The sequence below is a fragment of the Synergistetes bacterium HGW-Synergistetes-1 genome, assembly GCA_002839185.1.
Lineage (GTDB): Bacteria > Synergistota > Synergistia > Synergistales > Synergistaceae > Caenicola.
Genome location: PGXO01000002.1, coordinates 147,131 through 171,008 on the forward strand (window position 1 = coordinate 147,131; position 23,878 = coordinate 171,008).

19 protein-coding genes are annotated in these 23,878 nt (G+C 46.9%); 13 read left to right on the forward strand and 6 right to left on the reverse strand.

Features of this window, described 5'->3' with window-relative positions:
• Positions 1 to 4: 4 nt before the first annotated feature.
• On the reverse strand, positions 5 to 439 hold the full coding sequence (locus CVV54_02610; protein PKL05180.1) for a hypothetical protein: 435 nt from the start codon (positions 437 to 439) through the stop codon (positions 5 to 7).
• A gap of 203 nt (positions 440 to 642) precedes the next feature.
• Here CVV54_02610 and CVV54_02615 point away from each other — a divergent pair, with 203 nt between their 5' ends.
• Positions 643 to 1,497, forward strand: a complete 855-nt coding sequence (locus tag CVV54_02615; protein PKL05221.1) for a YitT family protein — start codon at positions 643 to 645, stop codon at positions 1,495 to 1,497.
• 55 nt (positions 1,498 to 1,552) lie between these two features.
• On the opposite strand, the gene CVV54_02620 is transcribed toward CVV54_02615, so the two are convergent.
• Positions 1,553 to 3,754 (reverse strand): patatin, encoded by a 2,202-nt coding sequence (locus CVV54_02620; GenBank protein ID PKL05181.1) that lies wholly within the window; start codon positions 3,752 to 3,754, stop codon positions 1,553 to 1,555.
• A gap of 233 nt (positions 3,755 to 3,987) precedes the next feature.
• On the opposite strand from CVV54_02620, the gene CVV54_02625 reads away from it, so the two are divergent.
• From CVV54_02625 to CVV54_02635, 3 genes are all read left to right on the forward strand, one after another.
• The gene (locus tag CVV54_02625; GenBank protein ID PKL05182.1) at positions 3,988 to 5,847 is read left to right on the forward strand and encodes a hypothetical protein; all 1,860 of its coding nucleotides are present in this window, start codon (positions 3,988 to 3,990) and stop codon (positions 5,845 to 5,847) included.
• A gap of 209 nt (positions 5,848 to 6,056) precedes the next feature.
• Positions 6,057 to 7,832 (forward strand): hypothetical protein, encoded by a 1,776-nt coding sequence (locus tag CVV54_02630; protein PKL05222.1) that lies wholly within the window; start codon positions 6,057 to 6,059, stop codon positions 7,830 to 7,832.
• 54 nt (positions 7,833 to 7,886) lie between these two features.
• Positions 7,887 to 8,918: a C4-dicarboxylate ABC transporter substrate-binding protein gene (locus tag CVV54_02635; protein ID PKL05223.1), complete on the forward strand. Its 1,032-nt coding sequence runs from the start codon at positions 7,887 to 7,889 to the stop codon at positions 8,916 to 8,918.
• A gap of 114 nt (positions 8,919 to 9,032) precedes the next feature.
• On the opposite strand, the gene CVV54_02640 is transcribed toward CVV54_02635, so the two are convergent.
• The 3 genes from CVV54_02640 to CVV54_02650 all read right to left on the reverse strand — a co-directional run bounded on the left by CVV54_02640 (position 9,033) and on the right by CVV54_02650 (position 12,409).
• Entirely contained in the window at positions 9,033 to 10,283 is a 1,251-nt protein-coding gene (locus CVV54_02640) for a hypothetical protein (GenBank protein PKL05183.1), read from the reverse strand.
• Between the two features lie 107 nt (positions 10,284 to 10,390).
• A complete protein-coding gene (locus tag CVV54_02645) occupies positions 10,391 to 11,320 on the reverse strand; it encodes an ABC transporter permease (GenBank protein PKL05184.1) in 930 nt (309 codons plus the stop codon).
• The gene (locus CVV54_02650) at positions 11,321 to 12,409 is read right to left on the reverse strand and encodes an ABC transporter permease (GenBank protein PKL05185.1); all 1,089 of its coding nucleotides are present in this window, start codon (positions 12,407 to 12,409) and stop codon (positions 11,321 to 11,323) included.
• Between the two features lie 86 nt (positions 12,410 to 12,495).
• Between CVV54_02650 and cls the strand changes: the two genes are divergently transcribed.
• The 4 genes from cls to argH all read left to right on the forward strand — a co-directional run bounded on the left by cls (position 12,496) and on the right by argH (position 17,978).
• A complete protein-coding gene (gene cls, locus CVV54_02655) occupies positions 12,496 to 14,082 on the forward strand; it encodes a cardiolipin synthase (GenBank protein ID PKL05186.1) in 1,587 nt (528 codons plus the stop codon).
• Complete coding sequence (locus tag CVV54_02660; protein ID PKL05187.1) at positions 14,083 to 15,234, forward strand: hypothetical protein; 1,152 nt, start codon at positions 14,083 to 14,085, stop codon at positions 15,232 to 15,234.
• Complete coding sequence (locus tag CVV54_02665) at positions 15,221 to 16,438, forward strand: hypothetical protein (protein ID PKL05188.1); 1,218 nt, start codon at positions 15,221 to 15,223, stop codon at positions 16,436 to 16,438. The genes CVV54_02660 and CVV54_02665 overlap by 14 nt, the downstream gene beginning before the upstream one ends.
• A gap of 124 nt (positions 16,439 to 16,562) precedes the next feature.
• Positions 16,563 to 17,978, forward strand: a complete 1,416-nt coding sequence (gene argH, locus CVV54_02670) for an argininosuccinate lyase (GenBank protein ID PKL05189.1) — start codon at positions 16,563 to 16,565, stop codon at positions 17,976 to 17,978.
• Positions 17,979 to 18,044: 66 nt separating this feature from the next.
• On the opposite strand, the gene CVV54_02675 is transcribed toward argH, so the two are convergent.
• On the reverse strand, positions 18,045 to 19,112 hold the full coding sequence (locus CVV54_02675) for a branched chain amino acid aminotransferase (GenBank protein ID PKL05190.1): 1,068 nt from the start codon (positions 19,110 to 19,112) through the stop codon (positions 18,045 to 18,047).
• Between the two features lie 176 nt (positions 19,113 to 19,288).
• Between CVV54_02675 and CVV54_02680 the strand changes: the two genes are divergently transcribed.
• The 5 genes from CVV54_02680 (at position 19,289) to CVV54_02700 (ending at position 23,875) form a co-directional block, all read left to right on the forward strand.
• The gene (locus CVV54_02680) at positions 19,289 to 20,677 is read left to right on the forward strand and encodes a phosphomannomutase (protein PKL05191.1); all 1,389 of its coding nucleotides are present in this window, start codon (positions 19,289 to 19,291) and stop codon (positions 20,675 to 20,677) included.
• Positions 20,678 to 20,737: 60 nt separating this feature from the next.
• Positions 20,738 to 21,430 (forward strand): hypothetical protein, encoded by a 693-nt coding sequence (locus CVV54_02685; protein PKL05192.1) that lies wholly within the window; start codon positions 20,738 to 20,740, stop codon positions 21,428 to 21,430.
• Between the two features lie 16 nt (positions 21,431 to 21,446).
• A complete protein-coding gene (locus tag CVV54_02690; protein ID PKL05193.1) occupies positions 21,447 to 22,448 on the forward strand; it encodes a GGGtGRT protein in 1,002 nt (333 codons plus the stop codon).
• A gap of 49 nt (positions 22,449 to 22,497) precedes the next feature.
• Positions 22,498 to 23,457, forward strand: coding sequence for a hypothetical protein (locus CVV54_02695; GenBank protein ID PKL05194.1), 960 nt, complete (start codon positions 22,498 to 22,500; stop codon positions 23,455 to 23,457).
• Between the two features lie 148 nt (positions 23,458 to 23,605).
• The gene (locus tag CVV54_02700; GenBank protein PKL05195.1) at positions 23,606 to 23,875 is read left to right on the forward strand and encodes a hypothetical protein; all 270 of its coding nucleotides are present in this window, start codon (positions 23,606 to 23,608) and stop codon (positions 23,873 to 23,875) included.
• Positions 23,876 to 23,878: the final 3 nt, after the last annotated feature.

Here is a 23,878-nt window from a genome sequence, read left to right on the forward strand (position 1 = left end):
GAGCCTAGACTATCAGTTTACCTTTGGCACCTGCCATGTTGTCGAGCTGGTTGAGTACATTTGCTCCTGCAACTTCGATCTTGGGTTTTTTTGCAGCCTCTTCGCGGGCATATTCCTGGAGCTTTTTCTCATATTCCGCCATAGACCTTTTGATCCCTTCGACATCGCCCTTTATCCACTGAAGGATGCCGTCAGTTATTGTCGTGTACATTTCTTCTTTCGGTTCGGTTTGGATGACTCCGAGTTCTTTGAGCATCTTGTATTCCTCTTTTACAGAATCCATGATATCTTCTTCTGTGATAAGCCCTTTTTTGTAGAGGGCGCGGTAGATTATATTTGATTTTGTTTTGCTGTTTTCATCATTTGCTGAAAGCGATTCTACCCTTGATAGAAGCATAGTAATGATTTCTTCAAGACTTATCTGCATCGGTGCGGCCATTTATTTATTCCTCCTATAAGATAATTCTGTTGCATATTTTATCACAGCAGCAAATTTGCAAATACAGAGAATATCACATATAAGCTAATGAGTAAAATACGCATTGATTTAATCCGTCTTTGGGACTATTGTAATCCGCGATTCTCCGGAGAGAGGTAATAAGAGTGAAGGTAAAACACAGGCTGAAGCATCTTACTGTAAAAATGGAATTATTTGTCCTTAGCGAATGGTCGACATTTGTAATATCGACCATTGGCTCCCTGTTGTATACCATCGGTGTGATAGGCTTCACATTGCCTTACCGATTCCCGGATGCCGGCGTGATGGGTATAGCAATAATCCTTAAATATGCGATTGGACTCGCGCCCTCAATAACTTCACTCGTGGCAAATGTCTTCCTTCTTCTCTGGGGAGGACGTGAGCTTTCTAAACGTTTTGTAGCCTGGACAATATATAATGTCCTCCTTATTTCATTTTTGCTTGAAGCCCTCAGTTTCGTCCAGTTTCCTATTGTGAACGACATGTTCCTTGTTGCAATAGCAGGAGGAATTATCAAAGGTGTCGGGGGAGGCATGGTATTCAGAACGGGTGTAAGCATGGGTGGAATGGACATAGTAATTGCGGTGTTGAGGAAAAGATATGGCATTGAGGTCGGCCGTTACAGTTTTTATATAAACATGGTAATATTGGGGGTCTCTATGGGAATAGTTGGACTTGAGAAGATGCTGTATGGGTTTGTAGCGAGCTATGTCTCCGGGCAGACCACGGACAGCGTTCTTTCTTCATTCGATAAACGTCGTCTTGTGCTGATAATGGCAAAGGATACCAAACCTGTCGTGAAGTACATATCTGACGAACTTCACAGAGGATCGACGGTTCTCTACGGAGAAGGAGGTTTTTCAGGCGAAGCTCGCCCGACTATCATGTGTCTGCTTACTCCGAGGCAGACCATGGTTCTTAAGCGTTATCTGGCGAAAAGCCATCCGAAATCATTCATGGTTGTTACAGAAGCATCAGAAGTAATGGGCAAGGGGTTCAAACACTGGAAAAACATTTGACCCCTGCCCTGAAAACATATCCTTATTTAGCCGTCTTGATCGAATCAGTGATCTATTAAGGAAGAGGGCCGTTCCACCACATAGGTATGCCTATAGAGTAACCAAATGTTAACTCTCCGCTCTGGTCATAAATCAACATTACTCGTGAGCTGAAATTAGTCATAGGAGCCGATAATGCTATCCCGGCTTCCCACCAGCTGTTTTCATTGCTCCATTCCCTCATTACCTGTCCGAAGTTTCCGAATATCTCCAGGTTTATTCCGCCCCACCATGACTTTGTTATAGTCTTTGCTGCCCCCAGGTGAAGCCAGTATGCCTGATCTCCCATCAACGGATGGGCCGCCAGGCTGAAAAGCTCTTCGTTTGTCCCCAGAGTTGCCGCGTATGCAGGATTGTCTACATCTCCTGTCTTGAGTCCCCCGGAAAGTACGACATTCCATGTCGGCCAAATGGGAAGGTAGGTATGGAACCGCGTGTGTGTTATGGTTGTCTCCCCGTTCGGGAACCATATGTCCGAATTGATGGAAAATCCCTTGGTGGGAAGAACGGGGTCATCGAGGTTGTTGAATGTGAAGCTTATGTAAGGCCCGTCAATCGTTCCGTTGTCGAGTAATTCGACCCTCTCGATCGCGTAGCCCAGTCCTATCCGGGAGTTTCTGCTGATATCCTTGTACCATGCGATCCTTGCCGTGTAGCGTTCAAGCTCGAATGCAGCAGCATTTGCCGGCACAAGGCCTTCTTCTCGGGCAGAAATTACAAAACCGAACTGTGTGTCACGTTCTGTCTTCGGGGTGAAGTACCTGAGCATTCCTCCCCACTTTGATCCGAACCTGTATTCCGCAGATCCTACGTCTCCCTCGGAGAAGATGTCACGCATCTGCGCACTCAGCGACAGCCAGTTATCAGGGTAAATGTTGCTCGCATATCCACTGAGTCCGAATTCATATTTGGATGGTCGCTCGATAGAAAAAACTACGGCGGCAGTATTTTCTGTAAGGGTCTGGGCACGCCCCTCGACCGAAACGAAATCATCTCCTGTAGAAAGAATTTTAACGGCATCGGCTACTTTTTCCATATCAAGAGGCTCGCCTATCCATTCATCATATTTCCCGTGAAGGATCTTTGCCATCCTCTCCGGGATACCTTCAAATCTTATTTCGGTTACAGTCGGTTTCACTGTGGAAGGCGGGTCTACATGGCTGAACTCACAGTACGTTTTATCCGGTTCGCATGAGATGTTTTGAAGCTGTTCGACCATTGGTTCCGCAGCTACGATGCCTCGTGCGATGATCTCATCGTACCCATCTGATTGCAGTACTCCGAAATCTTTCACCTTAGGAGCTATGACAAGGTCTGCAGCCGCTGCGTTTGCCCTGACCTGATGTATCATGAGTATCTCAATTGTCTGAGCCATAACTTCCACCATTGAACGCAGATTTTCTCGTTTTTTTCTGATCTTTTCCGGAGAAAGGTTGACAGCTACGATAGGGTGGCCAGGAAACAATTTTTTTGCTTCCAGTACAGGCAGATTGGCTCTCAGCCCACCGTCAACCAGAAGTCTGCCGTTCATCTCCCATGGTTCGAATATGCCGGGGATAGAAACTGAAGCGCGCAGCGCAGATGCCAGGTTTCCATCTCTGAGGACAACTGTTTCACCTGTTTCAAGGTCTGTTGCTATCGCCGCGAATGGTATAGACAGCAGGTTGAAGTCAGTTACTGTGACCCGAGCCGTCATTTCATTCAGGAAAGCGTACAGCCCCTTTGCGCGGAGCATACCCCTGCTGCTTCTGGGTTTTTTTTGCCCGTCCATGTAGACGTTGAAGATCGAGGAACCGCTGGAAGGAGGTTTGTTGTAATTGACGTCTTTCACTTCTGCCGATGATCTGTTGGAGATTATTTCCATTAGATCAAGTCCGGAAATTATCTCCCTCATCTCCTCAGCGTTATATCCTGAAGCATAAAGACCTCCTATTACAGCTCCCATACTGGTGCCCACTATGGCGGCAATCGGGATGTTTTCACGTTCGAGGACTTCGAGCACGCCAATGTGAGCCAGACCTTTGGTTCCGCCCCCCGAAAGCACCAGTACTATTCCCTCCTTGTGAGGGAACCCCCACTCATCAAAGTGCTTTTGTGCTTCCTGAATGGCCTCGGAGGGTGAGGCCAGTGCAAGAGCAGACATAGGGTGGACAATAAAAAATAAAGATAATATGAAAGCAAGCAACTTGAGGTGTTTCCTCATTGTATTTTCCTCCATCTCTGCTTAAGAATATTTTATCCTCTCAAACAGGATATGCATCTTGCACAACATTAGCGTCGTTGTATCGGCCTTGTTTGTGCTCACGCAATGATGACATCTTACGTTACATTATATAGGATAAGAAGAGACCGTTCTGATGGCAGTCTTAACAAGAATATTATAATGTTGTTTTGCCATATTAAACAACAAATTTTAAAAAGAGCTCTCTTTTTATTATCAGGAGGCAAAATATGAGTGATAAGGGCGGTCCGAGATACAACATCGGAATAGATGTAGGAGGGACTAATACAGACGGTGTCCTATATGACTGCATCGAAAAAAAAATAGCAGCTTCAGTGAAAATACCCACAGTACACTCCTCGTATGCTAAAGCAATAGAGAGCTCTCTCAAAGCGCTTATAGGCGACTGCGGTAATAAAAGCAGCGAGGTGGCCTCTTTAAACATTTCAACTACGGTATCTACAAATGCGCTGCTCGAAGGCAAAGGGGAGCCTTCTAACCTTATTCTGATAGGTTTTGAGAGGTACCCGCACATAGTATCAGATGTTGAAATGACTATAAAGCCCTTATCATTATTGAAAGTAAGGGGCGGACACACCGGATGGGGAAAAGAAAGGGACTCTTTTGACCGTGAAGCTGTTGAAAGTTTTGTAAAAAAAAGGACAGGAGAACTTTTTACGGTATCATCCCTTTACTCCCCCAGAAACCCGGAGCACGAAACAGCTGCCCGAAGGGTACTGCTTTCAAATGGTTCAGGCCATGTGACCTGCAGCCATGAACTCTCATATTCAAAACTGAATTCAGTTAAAAGGACAGTGACCGCATATCTCAATACGTCCCTTATACCTGTGGCGAACAGGCTGCTTGATGACATAAATACAGTCGTAAAAAAACATAAATTATCCTGTCCTGTAATGTTTTTAAGGAGCGACAGCACCTTGGTCCCCTCAGAGTGGTGCAGGAAATTTCCGATAGAAATGATCTACTCCGGCCCGGCTGCGAGTCTCAGGGGAGCGTCTTTCATTGCAGGAGAGGACAGACAGAGCAGTTTTATCGTTGCAGATATAGGGGGTACCTCTACGGACATAGGTAGGATCGAAAACGGCAGAGCGGTGTTCAGTGAAGAAGGAGCAAGGATAGGATCTTACAAGACAATGATCCCCTCGCTTGATATTATGAGCGTCGCGCTCGGAGGAGACAGCAAAATAAAATTTTCTGAAGCAGAAGAGATCACGGTGGGACCGGAAAGGGCTGTGCCTCTCTGCAGGGTTTCTGAGGAGACGGGTATTACTGCCTGTGATGTCATTGGTCGCCTGATGAAAAGTTTCGCTAATGAAAATGATACGACCGGATTTTTGATAAATGATGGCTGGGATGATCCATCAGGCGATATCGGAGATTTCCCGGGCAATGCAAAGCCATTGCCATTTATTGCTGAAGATCTCTATCGAGCCGGCCTGGAAAAATGGCTGACAAAAGAATTTTCATACACGCCCACAGATGCATTCAACACAATGGGTTTATCTAATGTTGGAGATCTGGAGATATCTAAAACTGCTTCCTATGTGATCGCGAAAAAACACAGGATGGCAAGCTTCGATTTTGCCCGACAAATATCTGTGAAAACAAATTCCGTGCTCGAATATTCGATAAAAGATTACGCATGCAGGTGTCAACCTCTGCCAAGGATATACGTTGGAACACCTGCAAAAGTATTTGTAAAACTAGGGGAAAAGGATGGAATTGATATCACTGTACCTGAAAATTTTGACGTTGCAGGAGCTGCAGGAGCCGCGGTGAGTTCTATGGAATTTAGCTGCAGTGTGTTCATAATGCACAGCTTTAGTGACGACAGCTTCACTGCGTTCCTTCCCGAAACTACAGTATCCTCTTGTAATTTTCAGGAGCTTTTGAATGAGGCAGAGGAGGCCGGAAAGAGATATCTCAGCAAACTTGCAGAGAAAATGGGGTATCCTGAAACCAGGATCATCATCGATAAGAACTTCAATTATGTCGGACCAACTGAAAATATAGTCTCTCTGCTCTCCCTGTCGATGGATTTCCGCGCTCTTGTGGACACTGCACAATAGTTTGACCTCCCGGTTGTTTCTCCGGGATAAATGTAATTTACTTTGTGCTGAATGCATAAAAAAATAGCTTGTTCAAGTTGATCTTTTATGTAGAGGATACAATGACTATATTTAATCATTGAGCTAATATCTCTTTAAGATATGAATATTACGGATTAATGAAGATACTAATAACCATATTAATTTAAGTTTGATGGATGGAGATAATCATAATGATCGGACAGAGAAAAAAGATAAAAGAGCTATTATATTCGGCTAAACTTCCAAAGATGGAGACAGTGCTTTGCGAATCGAAAGAGATCGCTTCCTCTATCAAGATCGGCCGCTCTTCGTTCATGGAAAAATATGGAGTCTCTTCCGAGCTTGAATATAAACGCAGAAGCATTAAAGACGGACATATCATGTTTCATGCGCACATCGGCATGAATACATGGCATGAGACAGCTTACAGCCTTAAAGCCGCCTATGATTTTGCTGAAACCAACGGTTTCATTATTGACAGGGCGGGAATTTGCCTTGACAGAAGAATGTCCCTTCCTAAAGATCTGAGAAAATCCGCTCCTCAGGAAAGCGGTCCATATCTTGAGACTCAGGAAGACTGGATGCAGGTGGGACAGGCTGCCCCTATCCAGGCACATATGGGAGATTTCATAATAGGTTTTCCTGCCTCGACAGAAAACACAGTCTCTGCTTTGCAGGCAGGTGTAACGACGATAGGAAACCTGTCCCAGTTTTTTGCCCATGAGGCTCCTATGTGGAGGCGCAAAGATCTGACTACGATCGAGACAGTCAAGGCCATTGGCATAATGGGTTTCCTTCGCGACAAAGGGACACTTATGCATTCGTATCTGGACGATGGTTTTGGGGCGCTATTTCTTGATTGCAGCACAAGCGCCGCATGGGCCTACCTTGAAAAGTACATTGTCGAAGATCTCCTTGGTGCAAAACTTGCACATTGCGTTGGAGGCCTTGTTTCTGACCCGATCAAGCGTTCGGGGTGGATCTTTGCACTGGATGAAATACATGATCACGATTGTATCGGGTCGATGTTTTACGGAGATACGATATCGTCACACAGCGATCCTGAAAAAAACCGTGCTCTGACGGCAGAGTACCTTCTTTGGGACATTATGACACAGATCGAATGTCCGACAGGACACGCAGTTTTGCCCGTTCCTTTCACTGAAGCTCAGAGAGCGCCATCGCTCGAAGAGATCTGCGAGGTACAGCTGTGGGGAAGAGAAATCGAAAAAATTGCGGTAAAAATGCACCCGCACTTTGATTTCAGCGAACCCAAGAAGTTTGCTGCATCAATATGCAAGAAAGGCAGAAGGATATTTAACGACGCTCTTTCTTATCTTGAAGAATGCGGTGTCGATACGAAAAACGCGGTCGAAATGCTTTATGTGCTCAAGTCCCTTGGACCGAGAGTCTTTGAAGATACGCTCAATCCATCTGCAAAAAATGGTAGTGCTCCTGCAGGAGAGTCATTGGCTATACCAAATGATATTTTTACGAAGACTCTCGAGCAGGTCGATATATGGACTCCATATTTTAGAAGCAGCGAAGTTAAGGAGAAGCTCACTGGACGCAGGGTGCTTCTTGCATCGACCGATGTGCACGAACATGGCCTTTTGCTGATCGATAAACTGCTGCAGCAGGCAGGGTGCTTGATCGTTAACATCGGCGCGGAAAGGAATCCGGACGAGGTTGTTCTTGCCGGAGTCCAGTCAGATGCGGAAATTATTTTTATCAGCACACACAACGGCATGGCACTAGAATATGCAAGGAACGTGCTGGATGAGATGGAGGAGCAGAACGTCTCCATTCCGATATGCATGGGAGGGGTTTTAAACCAGAATACGGAAGAGGGCACTCTCCCTATTGATGTTTCCTCAGATCTTGAGAGATTGGGAATAGGGACGGTTAGTGATCTCACGCTCTTGCCAGAGTGTGCAGTTTCCCTTCTGAACTTCAGGCAATAATATGGTTTTTGCAGCAAGATGAAATCAAAAAAATTGGGAGTGGTAGGGATGACAATGACAAAACGTTTAATTATGTTTTCTTTAGTATCTGTTTTTTGTGCGGTCTCTTTAATTAGTATGGTACAGTCTGCGGCAGCAGCGCCGTTAGTCCTTAAATTTGCGGGACAGAACCCCCCGGAACATTTTGCGACAACTTCGATGAACGACATAGCAAAAGAAGTTGCTCAGAAGACCAACAACAGGGTACAGATCAAGGTTTTCCCTGCCAACCAACTGGGTGATTACTCACTGGTTTATGAGGAACTTATAAGAGGAACGGTCGAAATGGCAATGATATCTTTCCCGAGCCAGTTCGACAACAGGATGGACCTGATATATGTTCAGGGATACACAAGCAGCTATGAGCAGGTCGCTAAAGTTTACGACCCCAACGGATGGTTCTTCAAAAAAATGGATGAATTCAATTCCAACCTGGGAGTTAAGCTCTTGGGGATGTATCTTGAAGGCATGGTGGGCATAGGGACTGTCAAGCCAATGAGGGATCCTTTGAATCCGAAGGTAGACAAAGGAGTGCTTCTTCGTATCCCAAACATGGATGTATTCAAGACAGCGCTCGAAGGTGCTAAATTCCGCACGATCTCGATACCCTTCGCAGATGTTTATCAGGCAATGCAGACAGGCGTTTGCGACGGTGATACGGGATATTCGATCGTTGCAGCCTACACGACCTTCGGTGATGTTATAAAACATTGGTACAACTTCAACAAAAACACTGAGTGCCTTGGCGTAATGGTCAGCGACAAAGTATGGAAGAAGCTCTCCCCTGAAGACCGTAAAGTCCTTCAGCAGGCTGTGAATAAACAGGCTGCACTGAGCATCACGAACGCAAAGGCTAACGACCAGAAGTACCTTGAACTCATGAAAAAGAAAGGGGTACAGGTACACATGTATACCCCTAAAGAACTGAAACCTATGATGGATGCCTTCGCGGCCACATGGAGCCAGCTTAACCAGAGCAAGGGCAAGGACCTTATGGATGAATTTAAGAAAGAAATGAAGAAGATCTCGGACGAAATAGCTAAGTAAACAGCCTCCCAACGGCTTTTTTACACCACATATCCGGGACAGGAAGAGCCTCTGCAGCTAAACAATGCGGAGGCTCTTCCTCTATTGCGTCTTAAGAGCTCATTTAACGCAAGATCATTGTTCCTGTTTTTTCCCTCCGGAGACGCCCAGTTTTTTCATAAGAAGGACAAGGTAAAATGAAATGACTTCTTCAAAGTTTTCGATAGATATGTTGAATTTTTCTTCTACTTTGGCAAGCCTGTAAGCAAGAGTGTTTCTATGGAGGTGGAGTTTTTCCGCAGCCCTCTGTTTGCTGAAGAAGCATTCGCAGTATGTGGAGAATGTTTCGAGAAGATCTGTCGTGTCGTTTTCTTCATGGTATTCTGCCATTTTTTTTTCAAGATATTTTAAGGAATAATGAGGATTTACTGATAGCAGAAGGTGCTCAAGCAGCATTTCATTAAAGGAATAGACTCCCGGAGGCATAGCTAATTTTTCTGCTACTGAGACCACTTCCCACGCGTTGCTGTAAGCAAAGGGCATTTCATAAAGATTTTGTGCAGGATGTCCGATCCCGATGATCGTCTCAATGGAAGCGTCCTTAAGTTTATCCCAAATTTCCTTCGAAAGTTCTTTCGCTCGGTCGAGTTCAGCCAAAAGCAGTTCTTCCTCAATGCTTTCCAGCTTCCAGAATATTACGAATCTGTCCCTCGATACCGAAGCGATAATATTTTGAGGATCCGGAAAGATTTCCCTCAGTATCTCTATTACCCTGGAATGTGTAGCGCCATAATCTATTTCATCAGAAATGGGGTCGGAGTTGCTTTTGTATGATAGTCGGACAGGGTTCTTTTTAAAGCCAAGCCCCCTGAAATTTGAGAAGAAAATTGCGATTGCTCCCCTGGGGACATCTAGCTGGATACCAAGCCTATCTGCCCTTTCCGGGAGTTTCGAAAGATCATCCCTTCTGGGATCGAAGGAGCTTATGTCATTGACCAGCTCGTCGATCTTACTCTGTGATGATCGAAGCGATGGTGAGTATATCTTTTCCCGTAGCATGCTTTCGATCTGGTTTTTCAGCAGTGTGGAAAACTGAAGGACTATTTCAGGTTCACCGGCGATCGCCGCCGTTCCTATCACCTGGCCATTGAAGAAAATAGGAAATGTAGATCCCGGGTACCATACCCCAAGCTTTCGCGCTGCGTCTTCATCGTCGAAACTCATTTTTTTATATTTTATGCATGGCAAAGAGGGCGGATGAAATTCACCCAGTCTTTCCTTTGCCGGGGCACCGATAATTATTCCGTTGATATCAGTAATTATAATGCTCCTGCCCATCAATCCGCTGAGGTATTCAGAAATTTCCTGGGCGTATTTTTCCAGCATGACCCACACCTCCTCTGGCCGTACTCGAATCCCGGATTATAAAATAAAAAGACTGAAAATCATTTTTCAGTGATAAGCCGCTAAATTCAGTTATAAAATTTGCAGGGTCAATCCCTATCTTCTCGCCTGAACGGAATGCTGAGGGCTGCAGGTGCGCCGAGCAGTATCCCCTTTCCGGCTCTGATGGAAACTAGAGTCAGGACAATAATAGTCATCAGGTATGGCAGAGTAAGCAGAAGTGATGCTGAGATACTTGACCCCATTGCCTGCATCCGAAGCTGCAGTGCTTCAACTCCTCCGAAAAGATAAGCGCCCAAGGCCGCACGTGCAGGATTCCACAGGCCGAATATAACAAGAGCTACCGCTATCCACCCTCGTCCGGCTGTCATTCCTTCGATCCACATCTGAGCGTATACCACAGAAAGATAGCCTCCTCCGATGCCGGCAAGACCGCCGCCGAACATGCAGTAGAAGTAACGTATATATGTGACAGGGATCCCCATGGCATCTGCCGCCCTCGGGTTCTCTCCTACCGCTCTCAGGTTAAGTCCGGCGCGTGTCCTGAAGAGAAACCAGCAAAGCGCGGCAATAAGCAGGTATGAGACGTAGACCATAGCGTTGTGCTGGAAGAAGATCGGTCCGATGAAGGGGAGGTCGCCCAAAAAGGGCATTTTGAGCGGTGCCATTCCGGAGATAGTCTCTCCGATGACACCTCTGCCGAGAAGTGCGCTAAGTCCGTAGCCTGTGAGAACCATAGCAAGTCCGCTTACTACCTGATTGCACATAAGGGTTATGCACAAAAATGCATGGATCAGCGTTATCGCGGCACCAGCGAAAAATGAGGCCATGATCCCAAGCCATGGATCACCCGTTGATCTTGTGACTGCGAACCCGGTGTAAGCACCGACGAGCATTACTCCCTCAAGGCCAAGGTTCATCACCCCCGCTCTCTCAGAAACCACTTCTCCGAGTGTCGCATAAAGCACCGGGGTCCCGCTTCTGATCGCGGAAGCCAGGATAGCTACCAGGAAATCCATCTATTTTGCCTCCTCTGCAGGACCTGCAGAAACTCTTACTATCTTTATCCTGAATCTTGAAAGCGTCTCAGCCGCAAGGACTGAAAAAAGGATGAGTCCCTGAAGTATCTGGATGCTTGCCATTGGAAGGCCCATTACAACCTGAAGGGTGTCCCCTCCTACGAGTAAAACTCCCAAAAGGAATGAGACAAGAGGGACATATATCGGGGAAAGCCTGGAAAGCCATGCCACGGTTATGCCTGTGTAGCCGTACCCCATTGTGAAGCCGCGGCTCATCCTTCCATGCAGCCCTGCTATCTCTCCCATGCCTGCCAGTCCTGCTATAGCCCCTCCGATAAATGTTACCAGAATGATGTTCTTCGCTATGTCCATACCGCCGTAACGTGCGGCGCGCGGGTTTTCGCCTATTACTCTAATTTCATATCCCCATTTGCTCCTTTTCAGGACTACCTGCAGTATCACTGCTACTGCAAGCGCAATAAAAATTCCGGCGTGTATCCTCGTGCTTCCCCAGACCCAAAGCCTTGCTGCATCGGGGAAATTTGCTGTGAAGGGAAACCCCCAGCTCATAGGGTCTTTCCAGGGGCCGTAGATAAAATACTCTGATATGTTTATGGCTACATAATTGAGCATCAGCGTTGTTATCGTCTCGTTTACGTTCCATTTTGCCTTGAGGAAGCCGGCGATCCCTCCCCAAATTCCACCGGCTATTGCGGCAGCTATAAACATTATGACGAACATGGCTGCCCAATTGTCCACAAACATAAACCTTACGGCAGCCACTGTGGCTATTGCGCCCATACAGAGCTGTCCCTCGGCTCCTATGTTCCATATCAGCATTTTGTAGCAGATAAGCCCGGCAAGAGCAGTAAGCATTATCGGGATAGATTTGGTCACTATCTCGCTCAGTCCGTAGATGCTTCCAAACGCCCCGTTCAGCACAGCCCAGTATGCCTCGAAAGGATTTACGCCAAGTATGGAAAAGAGCAGACCTCCTGCGAAGAGGCCGAATACAACAGCTGCTACAGGAATAAGAACATTGACCCATGCAGGGTTGTCAAGACGAGGTTCAAATTTTAAACGGATCATAGAGAGCTCTCCAGTCCTTGCAAAGTTGCAGTTACAACTATAAATTATATCAGATATAATAGATTGCTGAAGGGCGTGAGAGGCTAATGTGGAAGACAACTAAAATTGTTTTGTTTATGGTATTGGCGGCCTTTATTGCAGGACTCATGCCTACGATAATAGATTTAGCAGACAGGACTGTAATTTATTCAGTCAAGGAAGGCCTCTCTCTTCACCCTCAGTTTACGGCTTATTTGTCATCCTTCCTCCATACAGCGAAAAATTATACTTGGCACATCATTATCGCGTATGCTTTTATCATTGGAATAATTATATTTATGGAGGGACAGAATCCTGACAGGACGATACTCTGGCTCTTGACACTGCTGCTTGTTCCAGTGATGGGAGTCATCGTCTATATGATCATTGGACCCGACCTCAAAAACATGAAGAGCAGAAAGCTGTTCAAACCCTCAAAAGGCCTCCCGACAGACAAGACTCCATTTACAGAGGACAGAAGGTTCCTGACAGGCAGAGCTATACACACCACAAGCGGAGCAGATCTGACGATCAGGAACAGTGTCGATATACTGATCAATGGGGAGGAGACCTTTGACTCCATCAAAAGCGAACTCAGAAAGGCGAAGAAATTCATTCACCTGCAGTACTATATAATCAAAGATGATGAAATCGGCAGGGAGATACGCGACATACTGACAGAGGCAGCATCAATGGGAGTAAAGGTACGGATCCTCTATGATGCCGTGGGAAGCTGGAAACTAAGGCGCGAATACGTAAAGATTCTTAAAAAAGCCGGAGTAGACTGCCATTCATTTATGCCGGTCTCTTTCCCGATGTTCCGAAGAAAGATGAATTTCCGCAACCATAGGAAAATAATCGTTATTGACGGGGTCGTCGCCTTCACAGGAGGGCTTAACATTGGAGATGAATACCTTGGAAAGGGTCACCTGGGACACTGGCGCGACACACATGTTCGCCTGGAAGGAGAATCCGTTGGCGAACTCCACAAGATATTCCTTTACGACTGGTGCATGAGGTCAGGAGAAGATCCCAAAAAAATATGTGAGAATGTTTCATGTGATGACTGCGGCGGTGCTTCAGATCAGGATCTTTCAGAACTCCATGTCCTTCCTCTTCAGGTCGTTGCAAGCGGCATTGATAACGCATGGCATTCGATATCGATGGGATACTTCAGCATGATCTCGAGAGCAAGGGAAAGGGTATGGATTACAAGTCCTTATATTGTCCCCGGTCCTATCCTAGTGAACGCCATGATGACTGCTGCCCTTGCCGGTGTGGACGTTAGAGTGATGATGCCTGCCCAAAAAGACCATTTCCTTGTTTTCTGGGGAAGCCGGGGGAACGTAGAGCAGCTGCTGAGGGCTGGTGTCAGGGTCTACCAGTATAAAAAAGGATTTATACACACCAAAACTATTCTTGCAGATGACGACATATCCTCAGTAGGTACATGCAATATGGATGTAAGGAGCCTTGAGATCAATTTTGAAGTCCAGCTCTTCATATATGACAAAGAACTCAATTCTAAATTTGCTGAACAGTTCATTTCAGACACAGAAGACTCTGTTGAACTGACTCTTTATGAATGGGAAAAAAGGCCGATCTGGCAGAAGATCCTTGAGTCATTCGGCAGATTGTACTCGGCACAGATATAGATGAACGACAAAGCATACGAAAAAAGGTTCTCAGATCATCCGTTAATTTGGGTCATTTTCGGTTCGGCGGTCCTCTTTATCCACATTTTTATTTTTTTTAAAATTGCCGAAGCCGCAGTTGATGGACTGCTTAGTTTTGTCTGGCTTGCGCTGAGCACATTCATGATGTTCCTTCTCTTCGTATCGAGAAGAACAAAAAGGATCAGTTCCGCTGCCGGAAGAAAATGGACGGACAGGGTCAGCGGGGTTTGGATGCTTTTTGTACTCTTCACATTTTTCTTCCTTCTTCTCATCGGCTTTGTAAAAAAAATGACCGACCTGCCGCTTTCATCAGGGGCCGTACTTTCCGTCTCCTTTTTTCTCAGCCTTCTTTTGCTCGGAATGGGAATAAAGCAGGCCAATACGGTTCAAACAACCGTGATAAAAGTTCCCACCTCCAAGCTTCCCCAAGGCTGCGAAAGACTGAGGATAGTACAGCTTACGGACCTGCACCTGGGACCCTTTGTCGGACTGCCCCTCCTTGCCCAGATACTCCGCAAAGTGAGGGATGTCGATCCCGACATAGTTGTGGTCACGGGAGACCTGGCTGACGGGAGGCTGACAGGGCGCAAGCGTGAAATAGGGATGCTGAGGCGGATCAGGCCTCGTTACGGTATGTACGCAGTTCCAGGAAACCATGACTATTACGACGATATCGATGAGGCAGTCTTCTTCATGGAGTCAGGAGGGATGAAAGTCCTGAGGACAGAGGCTGTAGAAGCAGGCGGGATAATCATCGCCGGTGCTGACGACAAGGATCATCTTATAAAACAGCAATGGAACCTATCTCGTTCGGAGACGATGGTGCTTTCACATGAAAAGGAGCAGAGAGAGAAATTCCTTCTGCTGCTGAGACACCGCCCAATAGTTGAAAAGGGCACGGAGGGACACTTTGACCTTCAGCTCTCAGGGCATACCCACGGCGGCCAGCTGTTTCCACTCTTATCATCAAGGCACAGGATCCCCGGATATGCCAGGGGACTGAAAAAACTTAAATGCGGAGGATTCCTTTACGTAAGCAACGGCGCGGGATTTGTCGGTCCTCCCGTGAGGCTGCTTGCACCTCCCGAAATAGCAGTGATAGATCTGGTGAGAGAAAATGAAAGACAATAAAGGCCGTGATCAGGAATTATTCGGCAGGCTGAACGATTTTCTGCCTGACAACTATTCCGGTCCTGTCTCTCCTCTTGGGTCGCACCTAACCAATGAAATAGATATTTCCGGACTTCCCGAAGGAGAATGGGTGGCCAGGGGAGTATACAGGATGGAGCGTGATATCCCATACGGCAGACAGTACGGGCACAGGGCTCTCCACAATCCATCTTCCTCGGGCGAACTCCTGTCTTTCTGGGGAGGGATGCGCAGATCCGTATACCTCGATCTGGAAACTACGGGCCTTTCGGGAACAAAGGGAGCATACGCCTTTCTGATAGGACTGGGCTTCAATACAGAGAGCTCATTCAAGGTCGTGCAGCTATTTATGGCGGGGCCCGCCTGGGAGAAGAACTGGCTCTGGTCTCTGGAATCCGAACTTCCGGAGGATGATTACGGACTTGTCACATATAACGGCAGGGCTTTTGACCTGCCGCTGCTGAGGATAAGATACAGGCTTGCAAAGTCTGCTCCCGGCTGGGACGGATGTCCGCACATGGATCTGCTGATGCTTGCAAGACATTTCTACAGGGGCAGGCTTCCGTCATGCTCCCTTTCATCCATAGAACAAAGTATCCTTGGTGTCCACAGAAGCGGAGAGGATGTGCCGGGGAGGGAGATACCCGGGATTTATACACGTTACCTTTCGACCTCCGATGCCTCTCCGTTGCGAGGTGTTTTTTACCATAACACACTTGACGTTATCTCCATGGCAGCCCTGCAGACACATGTTGGCGGCCTAGCGGAGATGAAAGGGACAACAGGAAAAGATATACTCAGATGCGGTGATCTTTGGGAGCAGGCGAAAATGAGTGAAAAAGCAAAGGCTGCCTGGTCAAGAGCACTTGACTTCAGAGGAGCCGAAAGTGAGGCCAACGCAAAGCTGGCAGAATATGCAAAGGCCGAAGGTAATTTGAGAAAGGCCAGAGAATTCTATCTTGAGGCGCTGAAAAACGACCCGTTTTCTTTCAGGATATTCGAAAACCTTTCAATACTTGAAGAGAAAGAGGCTAAAGATCCCAGATCAGCTCTCAACTACGCTGAAAAAGCCCTCGAAATTCTGGGATCCATGGGTCATGCAGATGATCTCAGCCTTGGACAGCAAAGGTATGAACTGAACAACAGGATATCGAGGCTCAGAAAGAAATGCGGGAAAGATGCGTAAGAGCAGATCCCTGACATGGGCATCAAGCCGGAATGTTCTTTGATGTGCTGTTATAATAGTTCGCACTTACAGGTTAACTTATTTTTATAATGATGCTACTTATGACAAAAGGCGGGGATAGATGATGTGGAAAGGCCGTTTTTCTCAGGATACCGATGAAGCAGTTCAAAAATTTACCCAGTCACTCGATATGGACTGGAGGATGGCTCTTGCGGATATAAGAGGCAGCATTGCGCACGTACGAATGCTTGGACATACCGGACTTCTTTCAGAAGAAGAGGCCTCCGTGATAGAGAAAAACCTTTGTCTGATCGCTGATGAGGTCAGAAATGGGATACTGATCCCCAAGGTCTCTCTTGAGGATGTCCACATGAACATAGAATCCAGACTTATAGAGCTTTGCGGACCGACAGGCGCTAAGCTGCACATGGGACGAAGCCGCAATGACCAGGCCAACACTACGGTCAGGCTCTGGATACGCAAAGAGCTTCTGGATATTTGGGATGGCCTGAACGATCTTATCTCCTCCCTTATTAAAAAGGCAGAGGAGCATGCAGAAACAGTCGTTCCAGGTTATACCCACCTGCAGCAGGCACAGCCCATCTCCATGGGCCAGTTTTGGATGGCCCACGCCCATGCCTTCCTGCGAGACGCCAAGCGTCTGTTTGATGCGTACGATGCTGTCGATGAGTCGCCCCTGGGGTGTGGAGCTCTGGCGGGATCGACACTTCCGCTTGACAGGGAGTTCACATGCAATGATCTTGGATTTTCTTCCGTAACAGGGAACAGCATGGATACAGTTGCCCATCGCGACCACTTTATGGATGTGCTCTATTTTGCAGCTGTCTTCGGCGGACATGTCAGCAGGCTTTCAGAAGATCTCATTATTTATTTTTCCACTGAATTCGGATGGGTCAAACTGCCGGATTCCTTCTGTACCGGATCAAGCATAATGCCCCAGAAAAAAAATCCGGACGTCCTTGAAATTTTGAGGGGAAAGTCAGGACAGCTTAACGGCGCCCTGATGGATCTCCTTACAATGACAAAGGGCATACCGCTCACATACAACCGTGACCTGCAGGACGACAAGCGTTCCCTGCTCAGGACTATAGACTGCCTGCACGGAATATTCTCTGTTCTCCCGGCTCTGATCATGGAGGTCAAGGTGGATGAAGATGCTGCGAACAGAGGATTCAGGGACGGACTGATCCTGGCTACCGATGTTGCTGAATATCTTGTCCTTCAAGGTGTGCCCTTCAGGAACGCCCATGAGAAAGTGGGCCGCATAGTCAGATATTGCATCGATAACGACAAACCCCTCACATCCCTGACTCTTCAGGAGTGGCAGGAGAGCATCCCGGAGGTAAAGGGCGATCTCATTCCCCTCCTTTCACCGAAAAGATCGATGGAACGGAGGAACACCCTCGGGGGGACATCCCCGTCACAGGTAAGAGCTCAGATAGAAAACACCTCGGTCCGGCTCATGATGTTTGATAAAGAGGCAAAAGAGTTCAGAGAGAGGATCCCTGAGGGGTACTGATCAAAAGAAATAATAAGAGGCCGCCGGATCCCCGGCGGCCTCTTTATCTTTTGGGTCACTGCAGGACTAAACTACAGGTACTGTCCAGCCGAAAGGATCGGGCCTCTTGCCCCACTGGATGCCGGTAAGCTCATCGAAGAGTTTCTTTGTGAGAGTTCCGGTCTTGAAGTCGTTGATAGTGTATTTTTTGTTGTCGTAGGCAAGTTCGCCGATCGGAGAGATAACGGCTGCAGTACCGCAGCACCAGCACTCCTCGAGGCGTCCGGTATTTATCGCATCGAGAAGCTCGTCCAGGCTGATCAGGCGCTCTTCGACGGGGATGTTCCAGGACTTGAGTATCTCTATCAGAGACTTCCTTGTTATACCTGCCAACACTGATCCCAGAAGGGCGGGTGTGACTACCTTTCCGTCGATCTTAAACATTACGTTCATCCCGCCGGCTTCCTCGATATATTTCCTCTCCACTCCGTCAAGCCACAGAACCTGGGAATATCCCTGAGCCGCGGCCCTCTCTCCGGCGCGCAGGGAGGCAGCGTAGTTCCCGCCGCATTTGGCGTAGCCTGTACCGCCCTTTACAGCTCTTACGTCATCCTTTTCTATCGCTATGCGGACAGGGTTGATGCCCTCACGGAAGTATGAGCCGACTGGACATGTGATTATCGAGAAAATGCAGTGGTGGGGTGTATGGATTCCCAGCTGCTCGTCTGTTCCGAACATGAACGGCCGGATGTAGAGTGAAGTGTCAGGTTCGTTCGGGACCCACTCCTGATCTACCTTCACAATTTCCTTAAGAGCCTCCATCATCATCTCTTCTTCGATCTGCGGGAGACACATGCGTTCTGCCGAAACGTTCATCCTTTTCACGTTCTCAATAGGCCTGAAGAGCTGTATCTTTCCCTCAGGAGTACGGTAGGCTTTCATCCCCTCAAAGATCTCCGGAGCATAGTGGAGCACTGTCGCAGCAGGAGATATCTGGAAAGGACCAAAGGGAACGATCCTAGGATCAAACCACCCTTTTCCCTTTTCGTAGTCCATGATAAACATATGGTCCGAGAAAACGGTTCCGAATCCTGTCTTGCTTACGTCACATTTTGGTTTTTGGGTCGTTGTTCTTTCGATCCTTATCTTATCCATGTCATCATCTCTTTGTAGAAAGATTTTTTAAAACTAATAAAAAGGCCAAAGGTAAAAATCACCTCATGAAAATATTATATAAGAAGTTTGTCATCAAGTCCATTGAGACGGGTGCTGGAGTAAAAGATATCATTAGTCTATAATTGTCGTCAGGTCACTTTAATGGGGGTGTTCAAATGGCTTTTATGCCCGAACACATTTTTAGGGAGTATGACATAAGAGGTATTGCAGAAACTGAACTTACAGACGAATTTGTGAGGTATATCGGTCATGCGTACGGTACCTGGCTGATGGACAGAGGCATAAAGAAAGCCACTCTTGGCGGAGACGCCCGTCTTTCAACAAAAAGGATCAAGGCAGCAGCTGCAGCAGGAATGATGAAGGCCGGGATCAACGTAACAGATATAGGTTTTGTATCAACCCCGACATTTTACTGGAGCATGTATCGCTTCGACACAGACGGAGGCATAATGGTCACAGGAAGCCACAACCCCAAGGAGTTTAACGGCCTTAAGGTGGCCTATGACAAAGCTACCCTGTGGGGAGACGACATCCAGGAGATCCTCAGGATAATTAAGGAAGAGAGGATGCTTACTGCCGAAGTTCCTGGAACACTTCGCTTCGCAGGTATAAACGAGGAGTATCTGGACATGCTTGTCTCAAAGATAAAACTTGGATCCCGCAAACCTAAGATAGTATGTGACTCAGGCAACGGGACAGCGGGGATATACGCTCCGGAATTCCTAAGAAGGATAGGCTGTGAAGTTACCGAACTCTACAGCGAGCCGGACGGTACATTTCCCAACCACCATCCTGACCCTACAAAGAGAGAGAACCTTCCAAAACTGATAGAGACTGTTCTGTCTGAAGGCGCCGATCTTGGTGTTGGTTTTGACGGAGACTCTGATCGTATCGGTGTAGTAGACGACAAAGGCGAGATAATATGGGGAGACCGGCTGATGGCGTTGTATTGGCAGGAAATACTCCCGAAAAACCCTGGCGCTGTAGCCATTTGCGAGGTCAAGAGCTCAATGGCGCTTCCCGAAGAAGTGATCAGACTTGGCGGAAGGCCGATCTGGTGGAATTCCGGGCACTCTCTTGTAAAGGCAAAGATGAGGGAAGAAAATGCCCTTTTCTCGGGGGAAGTATCCGGTCATATGTTCTTTGCGGACGAATATTACGGATATGACGATGGTTTCTATGCGGCAGGACGTATCTGCAGAATCCTTTCAAACAGTGATAAAAAACTGTCCGAACTTATGTCAGTGATCCCGATATATCCATCAACTATAGAAACAAGATATGACTGCCCGGATGACCTGAAATTCGAAGTGGTCGACAGGGTGAAGCAAAAGGCTCTTTCAGAGGGTCTTGACACTATCACGGTCGATGGGGTGAGGATCGTTTACGAGAACGGCTGGGGCCTGGTCAGGGTTTCGAACACACAGCCGGTGCTCGTTGCAAGATGCGAGGGGCGTACAGAAGAGGCATTGGAAAAAATTTGTTCCGACATGAAGAGTAGGCTGATCAAGGCGGGCAGTCCGGCTTTTGAATGGGAGTACTGAGATTTTAAAATGCCGGATCAAAATAGATATCAAGAAAATCGATATGGAGGATGAGTCATAATGCAATGTTCAAGAGAAATTGAAGAGATGGTATGCGTTGCAAAGGGACCTAAACACGGACCTGCTCCGATCCCCGAAGAAGGAAAATGGGTTGAGTCGAAGCAGATATCAGACATTTCCGGTTTTACTCATGGTGTTGGTTGGTGCGCACCGCAGCAGGGGGCATGCAAGCTTACATTGAATGTTAAAGAAGGGATCATCCAGGAGGCCCTCGTTGAGACTCTTGGCTGCTCAGGAATGACTCACTCAGCCGCTATGGCAGCTGAAATACTTCCCGGCAAGACCCTGCTTGAAGCCCTTAACACCGACCTGGTCTGCGATGCGATAAACGTTGCGATGAGAGAACTCTTCCTTCAGATAGCATACGGAAGGAGTCAGAGTGCGTTCTCTGAGGGCGGGCTTTCCTTAGGCGCAGGACTTGAAGATCTTGGCAAGGGCCTTCGATCCCAGATCGGGACTATGTACGGTACTCTCCCCAAAGGCGTCAGATATCTTGAAATGGCAGAGGGCTACATTATGGAACTCGGATTGGATGAAAACAACGAGGTAATAGGGTATAAATATGTCCAGCTTGGCAAGATGATGGAAGCCATACGCAAGGGTGTCGATCCAAAAGAAGCTTTGGAAAAGCACACCGGTACTTATGGACGTTTTGCTGAGGCGGTAACTGTGATAGATCCGCGTAAAGAGTAAAGAGGGGGAGAAAATTATGGTCACATTTGAAGGCTGCGCAAGGAGAATGGGGCAGATCGAACCTTTTCTTGAGAAGATCGGGCTGACTGATCTTGAGGAAGCAAGAGCTCTCTGCCTTTCCAAAGGAATAGATGTTGAGCATATAGTAAAGGGAGTTCAGGCTATTGCTTTTGAAAATGCTGTTTGGGCCTACACTCTCGGTGCTGCTGCCGCACTGAAGGCAGAAGTCAGAACAGCTGCAGAAGCTGCGGAAAAGATCGGAGAGGGACTCCAGGCGTTCTGTATTCCCGGATCAGTCGCCGACCAGAGAAAAGTTGGTCTTGGGCACGGCAACCTTGGGGCCATGCTTTTGCGAGAGGAGACTAAATGTTTCTGTTTCCTGGCCGGACACGAGTCATTTGCCGCGGCAGAGGGCGCGATAGGCATAGCCAAAACCGCCAACAAGGTTAGAAAAGAACCGCTCAGGGTAATTCTCAACGGACTTGGAAAAGATGCCGCATACATAATTTCCCGCATCAACGGCTTTACTCTGGTAGAGACAAAATATGACTATTACAAGGGCGAGCTTAAGATCGTAGAGGAGCGTCCGTTTTCAACGGGAGAAAAGTCTAAAGTTCGCTGCTTCGGAGCTGACGATGTCAGCGAAGGTGTAGCCATAATGATTCATGAAGGAGTGGACGTATCGATCACGGGCAACTCGACCAACCCGACCAGGTTCCAGCATCCGGTAGCAGGAACATACAAAAAATGGACCGTAGAGAATGGAAAGAGATACTTCTCTGTGGCTTCCGGAGGAGGTACGGGAAGAACACTCCACCCCGACAACATGGCAGCGGGACCCGCGAGCTACGGTATGACGGATACAATGGGACGCATGCACAGCGATGCCCAGTTTGCCGGCTCATCATCGGTTCCGGCGCATGTTGAGATGATGGGACTGATAGGCATGGGCAACAACCCCATGGTCGGAGCAACTGTTGCCGTTGCGGTAGCGGTAGAGGAATCTGTATCGAAGTAAAAATTATCTGCATATTTGACACATCAATGTTATCGGGGGTCGGAAGTATTTGCCGTTCCCCGATAATTTTCAGGAGTTGATGTCTTTGACTAAAAAATTGATTTTTATGCTGGTCCTTTTACTCACTCTTCCTACGGCCGCGGAAGCGAGTGGCAGGAAGATGAGGATCGCGCTTTGGAAACTCCCGCTCAATCTGCCTGCTATAGCAGCAATAGAAAACAGTACGTATGAAAAGGCGTTTGAGGGTGAATATAAAGTTGAATACATCAATTTGCCTTCAGGACCGAAACAAGTACAGGCGATGGCTGCCGGTGAGCTTGACATTGCTGAGGGGCTTGGAGCCGCGGCTGTGATCGTGGGAATAGCGAACGGGGTAGACATCACGATAATCGGTGCTAACAGCAGGTCTCCTGAAGCATTCGCTGTGGTTGTTAAAAATTCAAAAGTAAAAGAGATCTCCGATCTGAGAGGCAAAAAGATAGCTGGATTAAGAGGATCCGTAGTTCATCAGCTTTTTGTTGAACTCCTGTATAAAGAAAGGTTAACAGAAAAAGATGTTGAATTTTTCCCTATGCCCCTTAGTGCGGCGGCATCAGCGCTGATAGCGGAAAGAGTGGATGTGGCGCTGCTTGCCGGCATAGAGATAGTAAGGGCTGAAAAGGGAGGATGCAGAGTCCTCTGGGACGGCAAAGGCATAGTTGAAGGTCTAAGCCTAATAGCGGCGAGACGTGAATTTGCTGAAAAAAACCGGGCCGCGATAAAAAAATATCTGGAAGCAAGGGAGAGGATCCGTATTGACGCGGTCAATTCTCCGCGTAAAATTATCCCGCTGCTGAAAAAAGAGACAGGATTGACGGAAAAAGAAATAATTAAGATCCTGCCAAAATTTAATTACGATGCCGAGATTTCAGAAAATGACATTCTTGAACTTAAAAAAACAGCAGAATATTTAAAAAGAGAAAATATTATTAAATCCATACCTGACATTAATAACATGTTGTGGAAATAACAACACTTTTAATTAAGTGTCAATTTATCTTTATGTAATTTAATTTCTCTTTACAAGTGAAAACATTTTAGTTATACTCTGAGAAATATATTTTGCTGGATTCAAACTGTTGATAAAGTTATCTAAATATGAAAGGATTGATCATTTTATGGTAAAACCCAAAAAAGAAAGCTCTTCAAAGAGAGTAAGAAGAAGTCCCGAGGTCCTTATGAAGGAACTCGATGGAAAGATGAAGAAACTTGAAAGCAGGATATATAAAAAGAACAAAGATGCAGTACATCATATAGGAACAGCGATACTTAAAAGGGCAAAATTTGATTTTTCTAATTTTTCAGATGCAGATCTTGAAGATATAGTAAACATGACACCAAAAGGAACAGAAATAATAAAAGATATCATTACAAAAGCTTCTGAATAAAGA